We start from the raw sequence: 17,207 nt of genomic DNA, 5'->3' as shown, positions 1-17,207 counted from the left end.
AGCGGACCCCACCCCTGAGCGGCCTCACCCCTCGTGAGCGGCAACCGAAAGGAATCCCGATGTCGTCCTCGTTCCTGGCAGCCCTGCCGGAGGCGGATCTGCACCCCGGCAAGCCCCCGATCCTGCGTGTCGACGCCCCCGGTGACGCGCCCGCCTGGGCGGCCGAGAACCGCGAGGCGCTGCGCGGCCAGGTCGCGGAGCACGGCGCACTGCTCGTCCGGGGCCTGGGACTGCGGGCGGCGGAGCAGGTCGGTGCCGTCTTCAGGGGACTGGGCGGCGACCCGATGGAGGACAGGGAGGCGTTCGCCCCCCGGCAGGTCCGCGGGCCAGGGCTGTACTCCTCCTCCACCTGGCCTGCCAATCAGCCGATGTGCATGCACCACGAGCTGAGCTACCGGCTGGAGTTCCCCGGCCTGATGCTGTTCGCCTGCCTGAGCGCGCCCGGCCAGGGCGGGGCGACCGCGGTGGCCGACGCCGAGCGGGTGCTCGAGGCGCTGCCCGCCGCGCTGACCGAGCGGTTCGAGCGCGAGGGCTGGCTGCTCACGCGCAGTTACAACGACGAGATCGGCGCCTCCCTGACCGAGTCGTTCGGTACCGAGGACCACGCCGCCATCGAGCGCTACTGCCGCGACCACGCCATCGACTTCACCTGGGAGCCCGACGGGTCCCTGCGCACGCGGCAGCGCCGCGACGCGGTCGTGCGGCACCCGCTCACCGGCAGGCGCTGCTGGTTCAACCAGATCGCGTTCCTCAACGAGTGGACGCTGGCCCCCGAGGTGCGCGAGTACCTGGTGGACGTCTACGGCGAGGACGGGCTGCCGTTCAACACCCGCTTCGGAGACGGTTCCCCGATCGGCGAGGACGTCGTCCAGCTCATCAACGCCACCTACGAGGACCACACCCGACGTGAGCCCTGGCAGGCAGGCGACATGCTGCTGGTCGACAACGTACGGACCGCACACAGCCGGGAGGCCTTCACCGGGGACCGCGAAGTGCTGGTCGCCATGGCCGAGCCCCAGCGGGCCGCCGACCGCCGCCCCACCCCCGAGGGGGGCCGGCGATGACCGTCCTGCCCTCTCCTCTCACCGAGGCCGCCACTCCCCGTTCCACCCCGGCGCCCACCTTCGCGGTGATCTCCGGCGCGCAGGTGCAGCAAGCACTCGGTGGACGCGAGCGACAGATCGTGGAACTCGTCGAGGCCGCCTACCGGCTGCACGGCGCGGGGGACTCGGTCAATCCGCCCTCGTACTTCCTGCGCTTCCCCGACCGCCCGGCGGACCGGATCATCGCGCTGCCCGCGTCCATCGGCGGGCCGATCCGGGTGGACGGCATGAAGTGGATCTCCAGCTTCCCGGGCAACGTCCAGGCGGGCATCCCCCGGGCCTCCGCGGTCCTCGTCCTCAACGACCACGACACGGGCTACCCCTTCGCCTGCCTGGAGAGCTCCGTCATCAGCGCCACCAGGACAGCGGCGTCCGCCGCGCTGGCGGCCGACGCGCTCAGCCGCGGCCGCCCCCGCCCGACCCGGGTCGGATTCGTCGGCACCGGTCTCATCGCCCGCTACATCCACACGTTCCTGGCCCGCACCGGCTGGGACTTCGACACCGTGGGTGTGCACGATCTGTCGGCCGACAGCGCCGCGGGTTTCTCCGGATACCTGCGGGAGGCCGGAACCGCCGGACACGCCCCTCGGATCACGGTCCACGACAGCGCCGAGGAGCTGATCCGCGCCAGCGATCTGGTGGTCTTCGCGACCGTCGCCGGCGAACCCCATGTCACGGACCCGGACTGGTTCTCCCACCACCCCCTGGTGCTGAACGTGTCGCTGCGCGATCTCGCCCCCGAGATCCTGCTCGCCGCCGCCAACATCGTCGACGACGTCGAGCACTGCCTGAAGGCCGACACCTCACCCCACCTGGCCGAACAGCTCACCGGCGGCCGCGACTTCCTGGACGGCACCCTCGACGACGTCCTGACCGGACGGGTGACCCCGCCGGCCGACCGGACCGTGATCTTCTCGCCCTTCGGGCTCGGTGTCCTCGACCTCGCCGTCGGCAAGTACGTCTACGACGAAGTGGCCCGCAAGGGGGACCTCCGACTCGTCGACGACTTCTTCCACGACCTGCGTCGGTACGGCTGAAGCGGAACCACCTCAGCTCTGGCATCAGGAGGCCCACCGTGCCCGTCATCTCCGCTCCCCACGCCTTCAACGAAAGCCAGCTCTACGTCGACCTCCAGTCGATCTTCGGGCGCTCGCTGTATCTGAAGTGCGAAGGCTTCAACTTCGCCGGCTCCATCAAGTTGAAGGCCGCGAACGAGATGGTGGAGAGCGCCGAGCGCGAAGGGATCCTGAAGCCGGACTCGATCCTGGTGGAGTCGTCGTCCGGGAACCTGGGCGTGGCGCTGAGCATGATCGCCGCGAGCAAGGGCTACCAGTTCCTGTGCGTCACGGACTCCCGGTGCAACCTCTCGACCCGACTGCTGATGGAGGCGCTCGGCAGCGAGGTGCACGTCATCTCCGAACTGGACGCCAACGCGGGTTTCCTCGGCGCGCGGATCGACTACGTCCGCGCGCTGTGCGCGTCGGACGACCGTTACGTGTGGCTCAGCCAGTACACCAACCCGGGCAACTGGCAGGCGCACTACCGCACGACGGCGCCCGAGATCGCCAGCCACTTCCCGGGCCTGGACGTCCTGTTCGTCGGGGCGGGCACCACCGGAACCCTGATGGGCTGCGCGCGCTACTTCCGGAAGTGGCACCGGCCGGTGCGGATCGTCGCCGTCGACAGCGTCGGCTCGGTGGCCTTCGGCGGCGAACCGGGCCGCCGGATGATCCCGGGGCTGGGCATGAGCATGCGGCCGCCGCTGCTCGACGAGTCCTTCGTGGACGAGGTGATCCGGGTCGAGGAGGCGGACACCATCCGTACGTGCCACCGGCTGGCCCGTCGCGGCTTCCTGTTCGGCGGCTCCACCGGGACGGTGGTCAGCGGCGCCATGGACTGGCTGAACCGGCGGGACACGCCCGGCATCACCGCGGTGGCCATCGCCCCCGACCTCGGCGAGCGCTACCTCGACACCATCTACCAGACCAACTGGCTGCAGGATCTCTACGGCGAGAACATTCTCGACCCCGAACAGGTGGCCGTCGGCCACCGCAGGGAACGGCCGACGCCGGACCCACCCGACACGCCGGACACGCCGCCCCGGCACCGGAGCCGCTGAACCGAGCCGCTGAACCCCGCGTCCGTCCCCGGTCCGCGCCCGCGTGAACCGTCGGGTGCCGGGCCGGGGAGCGAAACCCGGGCGCCCCGTACCGCTTTTGCGGCGGTCAGCCCGGCTTCTCGCCCGTCTCGCAGACCTGGCGGGCGATCTCGCGCAGTTTGACATTGCGGTCCTGTGACGCCTTCTTGAGCACCTTGAAGGCCGCGTTCTCGGGCAGCCCGTAGCGCTCCATGAGGATGCCCATCGCCTCGCCGATCTCGTGACGGGTCTCCAGGGCGTCGCCGAGCTGCTGGTGCGTGCGGGCCGCCGAGAAGGCCACGGCCGCGTGCGAGGCGAGGATCCAGCCGGCCTGCCGGGCGGTCTCGTCGAAGGCGCGCGGCCGGTGGGAGTACAGGTTGAGGGCGCCCAGTTCGTCGTCCTCGGTGAAGAGGAGGAAGCCCATCACGCTCCCCATGCCCAGTTTCCTCAGCTCGGGGGCGAAGCGGGACCAGCGTTCGTGCGGCCGGCTCAAGTCCTCGATGGCGTAGATCTGCTGACGGTCGGTCACGGCGTCGAAGCAGGGGCCCTCCCGCAGGTCCTGCTGGACCCGGTCCGCGCGGCGCACCACGTCGCTCGTCGCCGCCAGAGCGTGCACCTCGCCCCGTCGCACAGTGAGGATGCCCGCGTCGTCGCAGCCGTTGATCAGTACCGTGGCGTGCTCCACGATGCGGTCCAGGGTGTCCTGGACCGAGTCCTGGGCCAGCAGGTCGCGCGCCATTTCCGCCAGGGCGACGGCGAACTGTTCCCAGACCTCGCCGGGCTCATGTGACATGTGCCACCTGCTCTGCTGTTGAAGCCGCGTCGTCGCCCGCCAGGGATCCCATTTTGCCACCCGCGCTTCCTCGTCGCGCCCCACGGGTGCCCCCGGAGGGCGTGCCCGCGCACGGCCGCCGGTGTCATTTCGCGTTCAATCAATGCTGTCCCGGCAAGACCCTGTGTTTCACCCGTGGATCAACGGTGACCCGAAGGGGGACCGAAGTCCGACGAAGGCACCACCGTGATCGCAGGAGGTTCCCATGGACAACTGGCGCGAATCGGCGGCATGCCGCACCGTCGACCCCGACCTCTTCTTCCCCATCGGCAGCACGGGCCCCGCGCTGCCGCAGGTCGAGGAGGCGAAGGCCGTCTGCCGGCGGTGTCCCGTCCGTGACGAGTGCCTGCGCTGGGCGCTCGACACGGGCCAGACCATCGGTGTCTGGGGCGGGACGAGCGAGAACGAACGGCGCGCGCTGAGGCGGCGCACGGTCGGCCGTGCCGCCAGGGACGCCGGAACCTAGCGCCGCCGTACTGAACGAGTGGGGCCGGCGCGTGGGCAGGAGCGCACGAAAGGTGGCGTCCGCGTGATGTGGAGCAAGAGCAGAGATCCCGCCGACGAGTCCGGGGCAGACGTGATGGAAAGTGATCCGAGCGGGGACAAGCGGCCGTCGGACGAGGAGTTGGAGAGCCTCGCCGTGGTCTTTCCCGGTCAGTTGCGCGACGTGACCGACGCCCGCCTCTCGGCGGAGGGATATCTGCGCGTCCTCGCACGAGCGTCACCGCCCGCGTCGCCCGAGTACTGGGACGACGTCCTGTTGGTGGTGACGGAGCTGGCCGCCAACACGATCCAGTACGCTCCCGGCCCCTTCGAACTGCGGGTACGCCCCACCGGCGACGGCGTGCAGGTGACCCTGCGCGACAGCAGCACCACGCCGCCCACGCCCCGCCGCATGAACCCGTCCCGGGGCGCGGGCGGCATCGGCTGGCACCTCGTCCGCGCGCTCTGTCATCGGGTGAGCGTCGTGGTGCGCCCCGACGGGAAGGACGTGCACGCCCTGCTGCCCTGGTGACCGCCCGGTCCCAGGGTTGTCGAGGGGCGGGCGGCCACCTCCGGGCGTACCGCGGGCTGCTCCCCGTACGGTCCCGTCGCTCCCGGCAGGTGTCGGTTCTCCAGGCGGGGGCACACGGGACTGCTGTAGGACACATCAGTTCCGTACACCTGAACGAGGTGGAGCAGTGAGCCTGGAGCAGGACCGAGCGTCAGCACGCGGCGACGTGACGGACGACGAGGTGCGTGAGCCCTCCGAGGAGGAACGTGCCGCCTGGGCACGCGTGTGCCGTACGGCCACCGGAATGCGGCACCACGAGGCGAAGGCCGCGTTGGAGGCAGCCCGGGAGACGGCCCGGAGCGACACGCTCACCGGCCAGGAGGCGCTGATCGCGGGAGCGGAGGTCGAGGAGTGGGAGCGGATCACCGAGGCGCTCGCCGATCACGCGGGGGCGTACGACCCCGACCACGACCCCTTCGTCCAGGGCGAGCTGACCGCTCGAGCGCATCGGACGGAGACGGCGGTCCGCCGTCGGTGAACCGGCTCCGCGAGCGCCGCCTTCGCGTTGTCAGTGCCGTCCGCAACAATGCCGATCAGCAACGAAGATCGTTTCCGCTCCCCGCGGTACGTGATCGCACCCGTCCGTCGAGAGGCCGCCCGCACATGACGCCCGCCCCCCATCGCCGCGCCGTGCCGCGAGCCCTGAACGGAGACCGCTGACGATGCTCCGAGCCCTCCCGCGCCCATCCGCTCCGCTCGGCCCCGACGGTGCCGAGGTGCTGCGTCTCATCACCGTGCAGCGTGCTCCCGTCTGCCTCACCGTGCAGGCCAGCGGGCGACGCCGGTACGGCTACTGGCAGCCCATGGATGCCGGCGCCGGGCGGGGAGGGTGTTACGTCGCCCTGCCCACCGACGAGTGCGACGCGCTGCACGCGGCGGGCCGGATCGTGCTGGGGGACCCGGTGGTGGACCCGGGCAAGACCACCTATCCGGTACGCCCCGCCGTGCGGGGCGCATCCCCCTCTTCGCCCGGTGTGCCCCGGCAGGCCCTCACCGCGTGAGGGCCCGCGGAAGGGTCACGACGTCGTGTGGCGGCTGCGGACCCACATCGGTACGGCGAACCAGCAGAACAGGTACCAGGCGACGATCCCCGTGACGAGCCAGGGCACATAGGCGTCGTGGGTGGCGACCCGCAGGATCAGCAGGAGCGACGCCGTCATCGTCGCGAGCAGCAGCACGAGCCCCGCGAGCGTCAGCCGTGACGCCCATACGACCGCCCGCTCCTTCACCCGTCTGCCGGCGACGATCCGGTGCAGGGACACCGGGCCGATCAGTGCCCCGGTGGCGGAGGCCCCGAGAACGACCGTGACGATGTAGATCGTTCTGTCCATCTGTTCCAATTGCGTGTACCGGGGTGTGAAGACGACCGTGAGCAGAAATCCGAACAGGATCTGCACTCCGGTCTGGGCGACCCGGATCTCCTGGAGGAGGTCACCCCATTTGCGGTCGGCCCTCTCCTCCTCGGTCTCCTCACGCCCCGTGTCGCCCCGTGCGCGCTCCGCACCGCGACGGGCCTCGTCATGTGCCGACTCCGACAATTTTCCTCCCGGCTGACCCCGGACGACCGGGTGATGGTTTCGGTGGCTCTCATGTCCTCGAATACCCGGAAGAAAGGTGTGTGCCTCCGTGTCCGGCTCATCCGGGCCGCGACCGGTTCATTACCGGGGAGAAAGCGGTACGACGGCCGTGATGCGCTTTCCTCCCGCACGGAGATACGAGATCATGATGTCGCAGGCCAGCAGGCATATGATCGGCCAGCCATGGCCGCCGATCTGCAAGGTGCCGGGACCGCCGGCGCGTCGCACGGGTGTCGGCATGTCGTCGCTGCGGTCGCTCACCGACAGGCGCACCTCACGCTCGCCCGGTATCACCTCGAACGCCGTGACCCCGCCGCCGTGCAGCATCGCGTTGGTGGTGAGTTCGGAGGCGACGAGCAGGACGTCACCGACGGCTGTCGCATCGGTCGTCGCCCCGGGGCCGCGCGACCGTCGCGCGCTGTCGAGCGCCTGCCGTACGGCCTCACGCACCTCGGCCGGGCTGCGCGGTCCGGGGGAGTGCGACTCGGGCGGATCAGGCATCGTGTCGTTGGCGTGCGCCCGGTACTCTCCGCACATTTCCTCACTCCTTGCTCAAAAGAAGCGGGCCCGCCGCATGCGCGTGCGGCGGGCCCGATGCAGCGCGTGACCCTCAGTGCCGGAAAATGTCCTTCATCTTCTCCTTGGCCTGACGGGTGTCACCCTTTGCCTTCTCCGCCCGGCCTTCGGCGGTCATACGCTCGTTGCCGACGGTGCGGCCGACGGTTTCCTTGGCCTTGCCCTTGGCCTGTTCCGTCTTCGCCTGTGACTTCTGGTGCTTGGTCACTGCAGATCACGTCCTTACCGCATTGACTGTGCGATCCACTATTACGGCTGACCTGTGAGGGCCGTCCCAAACCCGCCCGACGAGAAATGAGAGGTGTTTCCCGCGAAGAGCCCGCTTATTCCCGGTGTGCCGGAAAAACGTGGCCGGGGGAGCGGAGGGTGGGCACGTCACCGCACTCCGCCCTCTCGGTGACGACCCCGGGCAGCCCCTTGCCCCATCTCCGGGTGATCCCGGTGAGCCGGGCCGTGCCGAGGGGGTCGCGGCCGAGCCCGATGGCGTACGCCGCCGACGCCGGGCCCTCCTCGAACGGGTGGGGCCACGCGTGCGCGTCGGGCGTCCCGGCGTCCTCCAGAGCGGTGAGCAGGGCCCGTACGCGCCCGCGCACGCGCCCCCGGGTCTCCTCGAACTCCTCCGTCCCCGCCGCACGCAGGCCCACCACCAGCCACGCGGCGTGCCGGCGGTGCAGCGGCGGGGGTGACAGCAGCTCGGGCAGGGGATCGGCGCCGGTCCGCGCGGCGGTCTCCAGGATGTCCCAGGCGCGGTACAGCTCGTCCGCCAGGAGGTCGCGGAAGCCGGGACCGACCTGGGCCGTGCAGAGGCGGACCGGGGCGGTCGGGGTCATGACCGACACCGCGGAAGACGGCTGGTCGACGGGACCGAGGCCGACGTGACTGAGCCCGACGGGACCGCCGCGCCCCACCGAACCGCGCCCGACCGGGTCGAGCCCGACCGGGTCGCGCCAGTCCCATGCGGCCCAGGTCCCGAAGAAGTCCCGCAGCAGTCCGGCCGGGGACAGGACGTCCGCCTCGCGGGTCGTACGGGCGGCGAGGACGGACCAGGCGAGGCCCGGCAGCCCGCCGAACGGTGCCGAGTCGAGACCCCGCGCCTTCGCCCAGGCCTTGACCTCCGCGGCCAGCCGGGCGAACGCGGCGTGCCGGCCGCCGACCGCGCTCCGTACGGCGTCCGCGTCGCTGACCGCGCTGAGGGCGGTCGCGGCCGGCGCGCCAAGCCCGGCGCGCTGGTCCACCGCCTCGGCGGGAGTCAGGGGGCCGGTGGCGACCACGCTCAGGTCGACACCGAGTCCGCCGACGCTCAGCCGCAGCCCCGGCACCCGGGCGCCGGTCACCTGCCGTACCCGGGTGGCGCCCGGAAGGGCCCTGGTCACCCGTGCCTGGACGTCCGCCATGTCGACGACGCCGGGCAGGGCCGCGACCAGGTCCAGATCGGCTCCGGGCAGCGCGCCGCCCATGCGCCGGGACCCCACGACGTGCACGGTTCCTTCGCCGAGTGCGTCCCAGAGGCACCGCGCGGTGTGCTCGGCACCACGGTCGTCCGGCGGCACGGCGGTGGCGGTGGCGGCCGTGCCGCCGACGGCGACCGCGGTCCCCGTCGCAGCCGTGGTGGCCGTGGCGGTGGCCGGGTCGGGCAGCCATCGCACCTCACCGGTGCCCAGTGCGACCGTCGCCCGCGGACGCATCGGTTCCGCGCCCCGACGGGAGAGCAGGACGAGGTGCCCGACCCGGGCCGGGACGGCGGAGCCGAGCCGCGCGGCGCAGTCGGCGACGACGGGCCGCGTGTCCCGTACCCGGCCCAGGGTCAGATGCGGGGTGAATCCCTCGGCACGGCCCCGGCACCGCGGGAACCGCTGTTCCAGCGCGGCACGCAACCGCGCCCACGGCTCCGGGCCGGCCCCCGCCGGGTCGAGCCACACCGTGGCGGCGTCCCGGTGTCCGAAGGCGTACACACCGCCGAGCCGGATGTCGAACGGCGGTGACGCGGCCGCGACCCGGGACAGCAGCGGGACGGCCCGCTCGAACGCGGATTCCGGGACGAAGCCGAAGAGCAGGTTGACGTGCGGCGGCCAGCGACGGGCCTGCGGGTCGTACGCCCGCCGGAGTTCCTGGATCACCGGCCACAGATCCTCGGAAGGCAGCCACGCCACCGCCGTCCGGGCGGTCGGACCGGGGTCGAGGGCCTCGCGGGCTGCGAAGTCGCCAACCGCGTGTTCGGCGCCTTCGGAGCCGAGGCCGGAAGGGGGGCCGAGGCCGGAAGCGGAGCCGGGATCCGGCGTGGATCCGGCGCCGTCGCGGGCCGTGGCGACATCGGCCCCGCCCAGGCCCACCACCGCCTCCACACCGAAGTGGTCGGAGACGTACAGCCCGCCGGGACCGGGGGAGTCGCCCCGCAGGGCCACGTCCGTCGGGCGGAGCGCGCGGCCCCGCAGCAGGATCCGGTCGAGCCGGGAGGAACGGCCGGAGAGCGAGGAGACCGCGGCCAGCGGATTGACGGCGGGGTCGAAGGTGGGGCTCTGGTCGGCGGGCCCGCGCACCTCGGTCCAGGCGTCCCGCAGTTGGAGGGCGGCGGCGGGTCCGGCCGGGCCGTCGTCGCCGTCGTTGAAGTCGCCCAGCAGCATCAGCGGACCGACTACGTCGGCAAGTCCCTCGGCGATGCGCGCGAGTTCGGCCTCACGGCGGGCCGGGCCGTTGTCGGAGTGGTTGCTGCTGAGGTGGGTGGCGGCCACCACGAGCGGGCCGGACGCCGTCTCCAGGGTGAGGGCGGTGACGCCCTTGTGCGGCCCGAGCGCATGATGGCCGGCCTCCCGCACGGGCAGCCGGCTGAGCAGCAGCAGTCCGGTGTCGTCGACCCGTTTCCCTCGGGGGTCGCTGCCCACCGTGTAGGCGGCGCGGATCCAAGGGGCCCGCAGCAGCAGGTCGAGCAGGCCGGCCTCGACCTCCTGGAGTGCGATGACGTCGGCGTCGGCGTCCTCCAGGGCCGCGAGCAGCAGGGGCCGGCGGTGGTCGGTGTCGATGCGGTCGCTGTCGTAGCGGTCCCACAGCGTGTTCCAGGTCAGCACCCGCAGACGGGTCGCGTCCGCGGTCGCCTCCGTACGGCCGGGGGCACGCCACCGCGCCGCCGCGTCGTCCCACACGTGCGGCGTGTCGGCCGTGAAGAACGGGGCCCGCAGAAGGCGCGGGGTCCGCACCCGCCCGGCGGTCGACATGTCGATGCGGTCGGTACCGGTGGCCCGGTCCCACACCACCTCGCCGTCGGCCTCGACGAACAGCACCCGGTGCCAGGGGATGTCACCCCCGGGCACGAAGGCGGGCAGCGGGACCCGCTTGGGGGCTGCCCCGCGCTGGTGGACACCCAGCACGAACCGGGCCGGGTCGAAGCGCGGGTCCCAGCGGACCCGGTGGTAGATCTCGTCGCTGGTACGCATCACCGCTCGCTTCCGTCCAGTGTGCCGTCGGCGTCGTCCACGGTTCCGCCCGCGCCGACGTACCACGTTCGGTGGGCCTGACCCGGGTAGGGCGGGTCGAACCGGCGCAGTTGTGCGGCGAGCACCTCGGGTGGCACCGGGTGCGTCCGCTCGGCGTTGCGCCCGGTCAGCTCGTCGTCCGTGGCCAGCACGACCACCTGGGTGATCAGCGCGTCACGGCGGTGCGCCACGGCGTCCACCAGGGAACGCTGGTGCCGGCCGAGCGACGTGGCGTCCCACACCACGGTCGCGGGACCGGCGGCGAGCGCGGAGTCCAGCCGTCGCAGGCCCTCGCGGAGGACGTCCGCGTTGGCCCGCTGGTCGGAGCGTGAGCCGCGCGCCGAGCGCAGGTCGTCCAGGGAGACACGGGCGTCGATCCCGGGCAGTCCGGCGGCGAACGTGCTCTTGCCGCTGCCCGACGGGCCCACCAAATGGATCAGCCGGGGGAAGGCGCCGCTCCGCAGCCGCCAGGTCGCCGCCACGGCCGCCTCCGCGCCGGCCAGGTGGCCCGCGGCGTAGGACGCCCGTGCCTGTGCCCAGCAGCGGTCGGCCGCGTCCGCGTCGCCGAGGCCGGTGAGGGCACGGTGCAGGCTCGCGCGCAGCCGCTCGAACGGTTCCTCCCCGAGGAGCCCCGCCTCCTCCGCGTGCAGTGCCGACCAGTCGACCTGTTCGCGCGCCGCGGCGCCCTCGGTGACGGCGACGGCCCCGGCGACCGCGTGCAGTACGCCCAGGTCGGCCGCGACGGCCATGCGCCCCAGTCCGGCACGCCGTTCCTCGTCGGGGTAGGGGCGGCGCAGCAGGGACTGCAGCCCGACCAGGTCCGCGACCCGCCGTGCCGACGGCATGCCGAGCGGTCCGGCCAGCCGGGGAGCCAGCCCGGCACGGCGCCGGCCGTGCAGCAGGGCGGCGAGGACGCCCGTCAGCCGGGTGTCCCCGGTCCGCCCCAGCACATCGAGCCTGGCGGACACCTCCGCGACGACGGCATCGTCGGCGGATGCCTCCTCGGTCGTCCCCGAACCTGTTGCCGGTCCCGTCTCCGACCCCGTTGCCGGTTCCGTCTCCGACCCTGTTCCCGTCGCCGCCGCGAGTGCCCGGGCGTCGGGGGCCGCGCCCGACCGTACGTCCCACAGCGCGGCGGCAGTGCCCCGCCCGTTGGCCACCACTTCGGCGTGCATCCAGTGCGTGTCGGTCCGCACATGTCCGGGCCGCACCCACTTGGCCACCCGGCGGCCGAACTCCTCGTGTCCGAAGCCCTCGACGGTCCGTACGACGTACCCCTCCTGCCGGGCGGGATCCAGCCGCAGGACGCGCAGGGCCCGTACGGCCCGCTCGTCGAGGACGCCCCGCCACAGCACCCGCGGCACCGGAACGCCCAGCCGCCGCAGGAACCGCACCGTCCGGTCCCAGCCCAGGCACCGCTCACCGTCCCAGACGGAGAACCCGTAGAACCAGCTGTCGAGTTCGGTGTACGCGATCGAGTGCCGCGCGTACAGGTTCTCACCGCACACCCGCCACCCGGGCGGAAGGGCCGCGCCGATGCGTCCCTGCAGAGCCTTCACCCACGCCCGCGACGGATGGTGCGCCGAGTCGAGCGACCGGGCGTGCAGTCCGTCGGCGTACAGGGTGGTGTTCTCCCCGTCGAGCTTTTCGGTGACCACCACCTCCAGGTCCCGCAGACCCGCCAGGTCCGCTACCCGTACGTCGTCCGAGGTCGCCCCCGGTGACCAGGGCAGATGCGGGGTACGCGGGTAGTGCACACGCACACCCCCGCCGGGCAGGCCTGAACGGTCGGACCCCATGGTGCTCTGTCCCCCAGTGAAAAACGGCGCGGCCCCGGTCACGGCACGGTTCCGGAAATGAGAGCGCCGACTGTAATCGTCCGGTCCGGCGACGGCGCCTGGTTTTCCGGGCCGTGCCGTCACGGCGGGGCAGGGCAAGGGAGGGGAGTGGACCGGGAGCCCTCCCGGCTCTGCTTCAATGATGAGGACATGATCGGACTTTTCTCTCGACGTCTCGACCGGCGGCCACCGTCCGCGCGGCCCCGGCGTTGCTCCGGCAGCGGCTGATGGGCGGCCAGTTCCTCAGGTTCGCCGTGGTCGGCGTGGCCAACACCGCGGTGTACTACGGCTTCTACCTCACGTTGCTGACGGTCCTTCCCTACCTGGTCGCCCATCTCGTGGCGTTCGCCGGGGCGACGGTCGTCTCGTTCTTCCTCAACGCGCGTTTCACCTACCGGACGCGTCCCACCCTGCGGAAGTTCGTGCGCTTCCCGCTCGCCACCGCCACGAACCTGGTCGTCTCCACGCTCGCCCTGCACTTCCTGGTCGAGGTGGGCCACTGCGAGTCCCGGACCGCGGCGCTGCTCGCCTCGGCGGTGGCCGTGCCGTTCACGTTCCTCGCCAGCCGGGCGATCATGATTCCGTCGTCCTGACGCGGAATGTCCCGGCCGTGGATGGGTACGCGCGACGGGAACCGCGCCCGGGACGGATCACGTGCCGGGCGGTCCGACCGCTACTCATGGGGATCTGCCATGGACACACCCTCGAACGACCACCACCGGCCGACGCCCGCGACCCCGGCCCAGCGGGCCCTGGACACCCTCGCGGAGAACACCCGCGACGTGGTGGCACTGGACACGCTGGCCGGCAGCGAGGTGCTGGTTCCCGTACCGGACGACGCGAGCGAGCAGGACGCCACCGATCCCGCGGCCGTGGCGCTGCCGGTCCTCGACCAGCCGGGCGGGGAGCAGGTGGTGCCGGTGTTCACCTCGGAGCTGGAGATGGCCGGGCTGCTGCCCTTCGTCTCCCGCTACCGGATGGTTCCCCTGGGCGCGCTGGCCTCGCAGTGGCCGTCCGGCGATCTGGCGCTCACCATCGACGCGAGTTCGCCGCACGGTCTGACGCTCACCTCCGAGGGCGTCCGCACCCTCCTGGCCCGCCCGGGCGTCTGATCCGGAGCGACGCGGCGACGGGCCCTCGACAAAAATCCGGTCGAGGGGCGCCCGCCGTCGCCATGAGCACCGCCGGCCCGCGCGCGGACGCACCCGGCATCCGTAGGCACCGGCAACTGTAGGTACCGGCATCCGTAGGCACCGGCAACTGTAGGTACCGGCAACTGTAGGTACCGCCATCCGCAGGTACCGGATCCGTCGCGCCGTCCGGCCCGTGCCGGGCGTGACAATGGCCGCATGAACTGGATCTCGGGCGTCGCCGGCGGGCTGCTTCTCGTCCTGGTGCTCGCCAGCATCCTGCGCACCCTCGTGGTGCCGCGGGGGCTCTACTCCTCGCTGGTGATCCGCTGGTGGCGCGGGCTGCGTCGGCTCCTGCGCCTGGCGGCCCCCGGCGGCGGCTACGACGCCATCGACCGCGCGCAGACCTGGCTGGCCCCGCTCATGCTGGTCGGCATGCTCGCGAGCTGGCTCGGCGGTGCCCTGCTCGGCTTCGGACTGCTGCTGCACGCCCTCTCCGCGCTCACCTGGAGCCAGTCCGTGCGAGAGGCCGGATCGAGCCTGTTCACGCTCGGTTTCGCCAGCGGTGACCGTCTGCACCTGTCCGTCGTCGACTTCCTCGCGGCGGCCACGGGACCGGTCGTGATCGCCCTCCAGATCGCCTACCTGCCCACCCTTTACGCGGCCTACAACCGCCGCGAACTGGAGGTGACCCTGCTCCAGTCGCGCGCCGGCGAACCCGCCTGGGGGCCGGAGATCCTGGCCCGGCAGTGGCTGGTCGACACCGAGATCGCGCTCCCCGAGCTGTACCGCTCCTGGGAACGGCTCGCCTCGGACATCGGCGAGAGCCACTCCACGTATCCGGTCCTGCTGGCGTTCCGTTCCCCGCGGCCGTACCGCAGCTGGATCGTCGGTCTGGTCTCCGTCATGGACGCGGCCGCCCTGCACCTGGCCCTCACCCCGGGCAGCGCCCCGCCCGAAGCCCGGCTGGTCCTGCGCGCGGGCTTCACCGCACTGCGCGACATCGCGCGCTCCCTGCGCTTCGCGTACGACGCCGACCCCGCCCCGGACACTCCGATCCAGCTGTCCTTCGCGGAGTTCGACGCGGCGGTGTCCATGGTGCGCGCGGCGGGCTTCCCCGCCGAGCGGACGGCGCGGGAGGCGTGGCCCCACTTCAACGGCTGGCGGGTCAACTACGAGGCGATCGCGTACGAGTTGTGCCGCCGCGGCGACGCGGTCCCCGCGCTGTGGACCGGACCGCGGGACTTCGCCGCCACGCCCATCCCGCCGGCCCGGCCGATGGACCGCCGCCCGGGCGCCGGAGACGCGGCGCCGCCCCGGGCCACCCCGTAGTCCGGGTGGTCCGGGTAGTCCGGGCCGTGTACGGGGGAGTCCGCGAAGAGCGGCCCTCAGCCGGCCAGCATGCGGGCGAGGACGGCGCGCTGCAGCGGGCGCACCTCGGCGTGCAGGTCACGGCCCTTGCGGGTGAGCGCGACCCACACTCCGCGCCGGTCCTCCGCACACACCGTGCGCTGGACCAGTCCGTCCTTCTCCAGCCGCCCGATCAGGCGGGACAGGGCGCTCTGGCTCAGATGGACACGGTCGGCGATGTTCTGCACCCGGCACTGTTCGCCCGCGTGCGAGAGCTCCCCGGAGGCGAGGATGTCCAGCACCTCGAAGTCGCTGGCGCCCAGACCGTGCGGATGCAGCGCGCGGTCGATCTCGCACATCGTGCGCGCGTGCACCGACAGGATGTCCCGCCACCGGTCCTCGAGCCGGACCTCATCCGCCGTGTTCGCTGCCATGTCTGCACGGTAACAGAGCCGCCACTGTTCGTTGAGCGTGCAACCAGTGCGGTTGCATCTTTACGGGCGGGGCCCGCCCGGTGCTATGCGCCGGGGGCGTCCTGGAGGAGCCCGACGAGGTTGCCGTCCGGGTCCTTGACCGAGGCGATCAGCCTGCCGCCGCCCACGTCCTGGACGTCCTGCAGCGTCTCGGCCCCGGCCTCCAGAAGCCCGGCGAGGGTGGCCCGGATGTCGTCGACGTGCCAGAACGGAACCGGTCCGGTCATTCCCTTGGCGTGACCGTTGGGGTCGAGCCCCACGTCCTGGCCGGCGTCCTTGAACCCGACGTAGTACGCGGTGTCCGCGTAAGGTTCCACCCCGAGCAGTCCGCTGAACAGGGCCTTCGCCCGTGCGAGGTCCTTGACGGGGTAGACGATGGTCTTCAGGCCGGCGGTCATGGCGACTCCCTGGTGATGTGTCTCGTTGCTGTTCGGCCGACGGACCGCGCCGGCTCCTCCACGCTAGGACGGGGGACCGCCCGACGGCTTCTCGAATCCTGACCACCTCGGTCCCCCTCGCGGCGATCCGTCCGCTCCGGGCCGCACCGCGCGGACCGCGCACGGTGCGGTGACGCGCCGAGTACCGCGCCGCCGAGGTCCGGCGTCTGTTGGAGAAGGGCCGGCGGGGGTACGGAGGCGGACATGACGCACTCTCCGAAGTCCGCCCGCCCCACGGCCCTCGTACCGCGCCACTGCGTGTCCCTCGGCGGCCACGGCCCCGAGGACGTGGTCGCCGACCCGCACGGCCGGATCCTCACCGCCGTCGAGGACGGCCGCGTCCTGCGTGTCGAGGGACTCGCCGACCCCGCTCGCACCAGGGTCCAGGTGATCGCGCGGACCGGAGGCCGGCCCCTCGGGCTCGAACTTCTCCCGGACGGTGACCTGCTGGTCTGCGACGCCCGCCGGGGGCTGCTCGGCGTCCGTGTCCACGACGGCGCCGTCCGGGTCCTCGCGGACACGGTGGCCGGCACACCCCTGCGCTTCTGCAGCAACGTGATCGCGCTCTCGGACGGCACCGTCTACTTCACCGTCTCCAGCCGCAGGTACCCGCTCGACCGGTGGATCGGGGATCTGGTCGAACACACCGGCACGGGCATGCTGCTGCGTCTGGCGCCCGGCGCCACGGAACCCGAGGTGGTCCTGGAGGGCCTGCAGTTCGCCAACGGTCTCGCGCCGGCCGCCGACGAGTCCTTTCTCGTCGTCGCGGAGACCGGCGCCCGGCGTCTGACCCGGGTCCGGCTCACCGGACCGGCCGCGGGCCGTGCCGACACCCTCGCCGAGGATCTGCCGGGACAGCCGGACAACCTCTGGCGCGAGCCCGGCGGCCCGATCTGGGTGGCCCTGGCCGGGCCCCGCGTCCCCGCCCTGGAACTCCTGCACCGCCGCGGTCCCGCCCTGCGGCACGCGGCGGCCCGTGTCGCGGTGCGCGCGCCGTTCCGGCCGCCGAGCACCACCGGGGTCCTCGCGGTTGACGACGAGGGCCGCGTCGTCCACCGTCTGGAGCGCCGCCACGCACGGTTCCGCATGGTCACCAGCGTGTGCGTGGCGGACGGCCGCCTGGTCCTGGGAAGCATCTGGGAGCGGGGGATCGCGGTCTGCGACCTGCCGCCGGACGCCGGCCATCCGTGACCGATCCGGGTGTGCGGGGCCACCGTCACCGGCGGTACGCTG

General features: G+C 72.5%; 19 protein-coding genes. 11 read left to right on the top strand and 8 right to left on the bottom strand.

Annotation, left to right across the window (positions count from 1 at the left end; translation table 11 throughout):
• Positions 1-59 precede the first annotated feature (59 nt).
• The 3 genes from HEP85_RS04720 to sbnA are packed head-to-tail and all read left to right on the top strand — an operon-like array spanning position 60 to position 3,222.
• Complete coding sequence (locus HEP85_RS04720) at positions 60-1,064, top strand: TauD/TfdA family dioxygenase (RefSeq protein ID WP_168526459.1); 1,005 nt, start codon at positions 60-62, stop codon at positions 1,062-1,064.
• Positions 1,061-2,140: a 2,3-diaminopropionate biosynthesis protein SbnB gene (gene sbnB / locus HEP85_RS04715; protein WP_168526457.1), complete on the top strand. Its 1,080-nt coding sequence runs from the start codon at positions 1,061-1,063 to the stop codon at positions 2,138-2,140. The genes HEP85_RS04720 and sbnB overlap by 4 nt, the downstream gene beginning before the upstream one ends.
• Positions 2,141-2,178: 38 nt before the next feature.
• Positions 2,179-3,222: a 2,3-diaminopropionate biosynthesis protein SbnA gene (sbnA, locus tag HEP85_RS04710; RefSeq protein ID WP_168526455.1), complete on the top strand. Its 1,044-nt coding sequence runs from the start codon at positions 2,179-2,181 to the stop codon at positions 3,220-3,222.
• 106 nt (positions 3,223-3,328) lie between these two features.
• On the opposite strand, the gene HEP85_RS04705 is transcribed toward sbnA, so the two are convergent.
• Entirely contained in the window at positions 3,329-4,033 is a 705-nt protein-coding gene (locus tag HEP85_RS04705; protein ID WP_168526453.1) for a GAF and ANTAR domain-containing protein, read from the bottom strand.
• 244 nt (positions 4,034-4,277) lie between these two features.
• On the opposite strand from HEP85_RS04705, the gene HEP85_RS04700 reads away from it, so the two are divergent.
• The 4 genes from HEP85_RS04700 (at position 4,278) to HEP85_RS04685 (ending at position 6,127) form a co-directional block, all read left to right on the top strand.
• Entirely contained in the window at positions 4,278-4,538 is a 261-nt protein-coding gene (locus HEP85_RS04700; RefSeq protein ID WP_148011700.1) for a WhiB family transcriptional regulator, read from the top strand.
• Between the two features lie 114 nt (positions 4,539-4,652).
• A complete protein-coding gene (locus HEP85_RS04695; RefSeq protein WP_168533337.1) occupies positions 4,653-5,087 on the top strand; it encodes an ATP-binding protein in 435 nt (144 codons plus the stop codon).
• A gap of 166 nt (positions 5,088-5,253) precedes the next feature.
• A complete protein-coding gene (locus HEP85_RS04690) occupies positions 5,254-5,604 on the top strand; it encodes a hypothetical protein (protein WP_168526451.1) in 351 nt (116 codons plus the stop codon).
• Between the two features lie 184 nt (positions 5,605-5,788).
• Positions 5,789-6,127, top strand: a complete 339-nt coding sequence (locus HEP85_RS04685; RefSeq protein ID WP_168526449.1) for a hypothetical protein — start codon at positions 5,789-5,791, stop codon at positions 6,125-6,127.
• A 15-nt stretch (positions 6,128-6,142) separates the two neighbouring features.
• Here HEP85_RS04685 and HEP85_RS04680 read toward each other — a convergent pair whose 3' ends face one another.
• The 5 genes from HEP85_RS04680 to HEP85_RS04660 all read right to left on the bottom strand — a co-directional run bounded on the left by HEP85_RS04680 (position 6,143) and on the right by HEP85_RS04660 (position 12,509).
• A complete protein-coding gene (locus HEP85_RS04680) occupies positions 6,143-6,664 on the bottom strand; it encodes a DUF6328 family protein (RefSeq protein WP_168526447.1) in 522 nt (173 codons plus the stop codon).
• A 120-nt stretch (positions 6,665-6,784) separates the two neighbouring features.
• Positions 6,785-7,240, bottom strand: coding sequence for an ATP-binding protein (locus HEP85_RS04675; RefSeq protein ID WP_248001831.1), 456 nt, complete (start codon positions 7,238-7,240; stop codon positions 6,785-6,787).
• 73 nt (positions 7,241-7,313) lie between these two features.
• Positions 7,314-7,487, bottom strand: coding sequence for a CsbD family protein (locus HEP85_RS04670; protein ID WP_168526445.1), 174 nt, complete (start codon positions 7,485-7,487; stop codon positions 7,314-7,316).
• Positions 7,488-7,602: 115 nt separating this feature from the next.
• On the bottom strand, positions 7,603-10,707 hold the full coding sequence (locus HEP85_RS04665; RefSeq protein WP_369657591.1) for a poly(A) polymerase: 3,105 nt from the start codon (positions 10,705-10,707) through the stop codon (positions 7,603-7,605).
• On the bottom strand, positions 10,707-12,509 hold the full coding sequence (locus tag HEP85_RS04660; protein ID WP_369658106.1) for an RNA ligase family protein: 1,803 nt from the start codon (positions 12,507-12,509) through the stop codon (positions 10,707-10,709). The genes HEP85_RS04665 and HEP85_RS04660 overlap by 1 nt, the downstream gene beginning before the upstream one ends.
• Positions 12,510-12,811: 302 nt before the next feature.
• Here HEP85_RS04660 and HEP85_RS04655 point away from each other — a divergent pair, with 302 nt between their 5' ends.
• The 3 genes from HEP85_RS04655 (at position 12,812) to HEP85_RS04645 (ending at position 15,046) form a co-directional block, all read left to right on the top strand.
• A complete protein-coding gene (locus HEP85_RS04655) occupies positions 12,812-13,177 on the top strand; it encodes a GtrA family protein (RefSeq protein ID WP_168526440.1) in 366 nt (121 codons plus the stop codon).
• A gap of 99 nt (positions 13,178-13,276) precedes the next feature.
• Entirely contained in the window at positions 13,277-13,696 is a 420-nt protein-coding gene (locus tag HEP85_RS04650; protein WP_168526438.1) for an SseB family protein, read from the top strand.
• A 237-nt stretch (positions 13,697-13,933) separates the two neighbouring features.
• Positions 13,934-15,046, top strand: coding sequence for a hypothetical protein (locus HEP85_RS04645; protein ID WP_168526436.1), 1,113 nt, complete (start codon positions 13,934-13,936; stop codon positions 15,044-15,046).
• Between the two features lie 56 nt (positions 15,047-15,102).
• On the opposite strand, the gene HEP85_RS04640 is transcribed toward HEP85_RS04645, so the two are convergent.
• Together HEP85_RS04640 and HEP85_RS04635 are read right to left on the bottom strand one after the other, a co-directional pair.
• Positions 15,103-15,498: a MarR family winged helix-turn-helix transcriptional regulator gene (locus HEP85_RS04640; protein ID WP_168526434.1), complete on the bottom strand. Its 396-nt coding sequence runs from the start codon at positions 15,496-15,498 to the stop codon at positions 15,103-15,105.
• 83 nt (positions 15,499-15,581) lie between these two features.
• Positions 15,582-15,935, bottom strand: coding sequence for a VOC family protein (locus tag HEP85_RS04635; protein WP_168526432.1), 354 nt, complete (start codon positions 15,933-15,935; stop codon positions 15,582-15,584).
• 243 nt (positions 15,936-16,178) lie between these two features.
• Here HEP85_RS04635 and HEP85_RS04630 point away from each other — a divergent pair, with 243 nt between their 5' ends.
• The gene (locus HEP85_RS04630; protein ID WP_168526430.1) at positions 16,179-17,165 is read left to right on the top strand and encodes an SMP-30/gluconolactonase/LRE family protein; all 987 of its coding nucleotides are present in this window, start codon (positions 16,179-16,181) and stop codon (positions 17,163-17,165) included.
• The last annotated feature ends 42 nt before the right edge of the window (positions 17,166-17,207 follow it).

It is taken from the genome of Streptomyces sp. RPA4-2 (genome assembly GCF_012273515.2).
Taxonomy (GTDB): Bacteria; Actinomycetota; Actinomycetes; order Streptomycetales; family Streptomycetaceae; genus Streptomyces; species Streptomyces kaempferi.
Note: the sequence above shows the minus strand (reverse complement) of the source record. Positions and strands in the feature narration are given on the sequence as shown.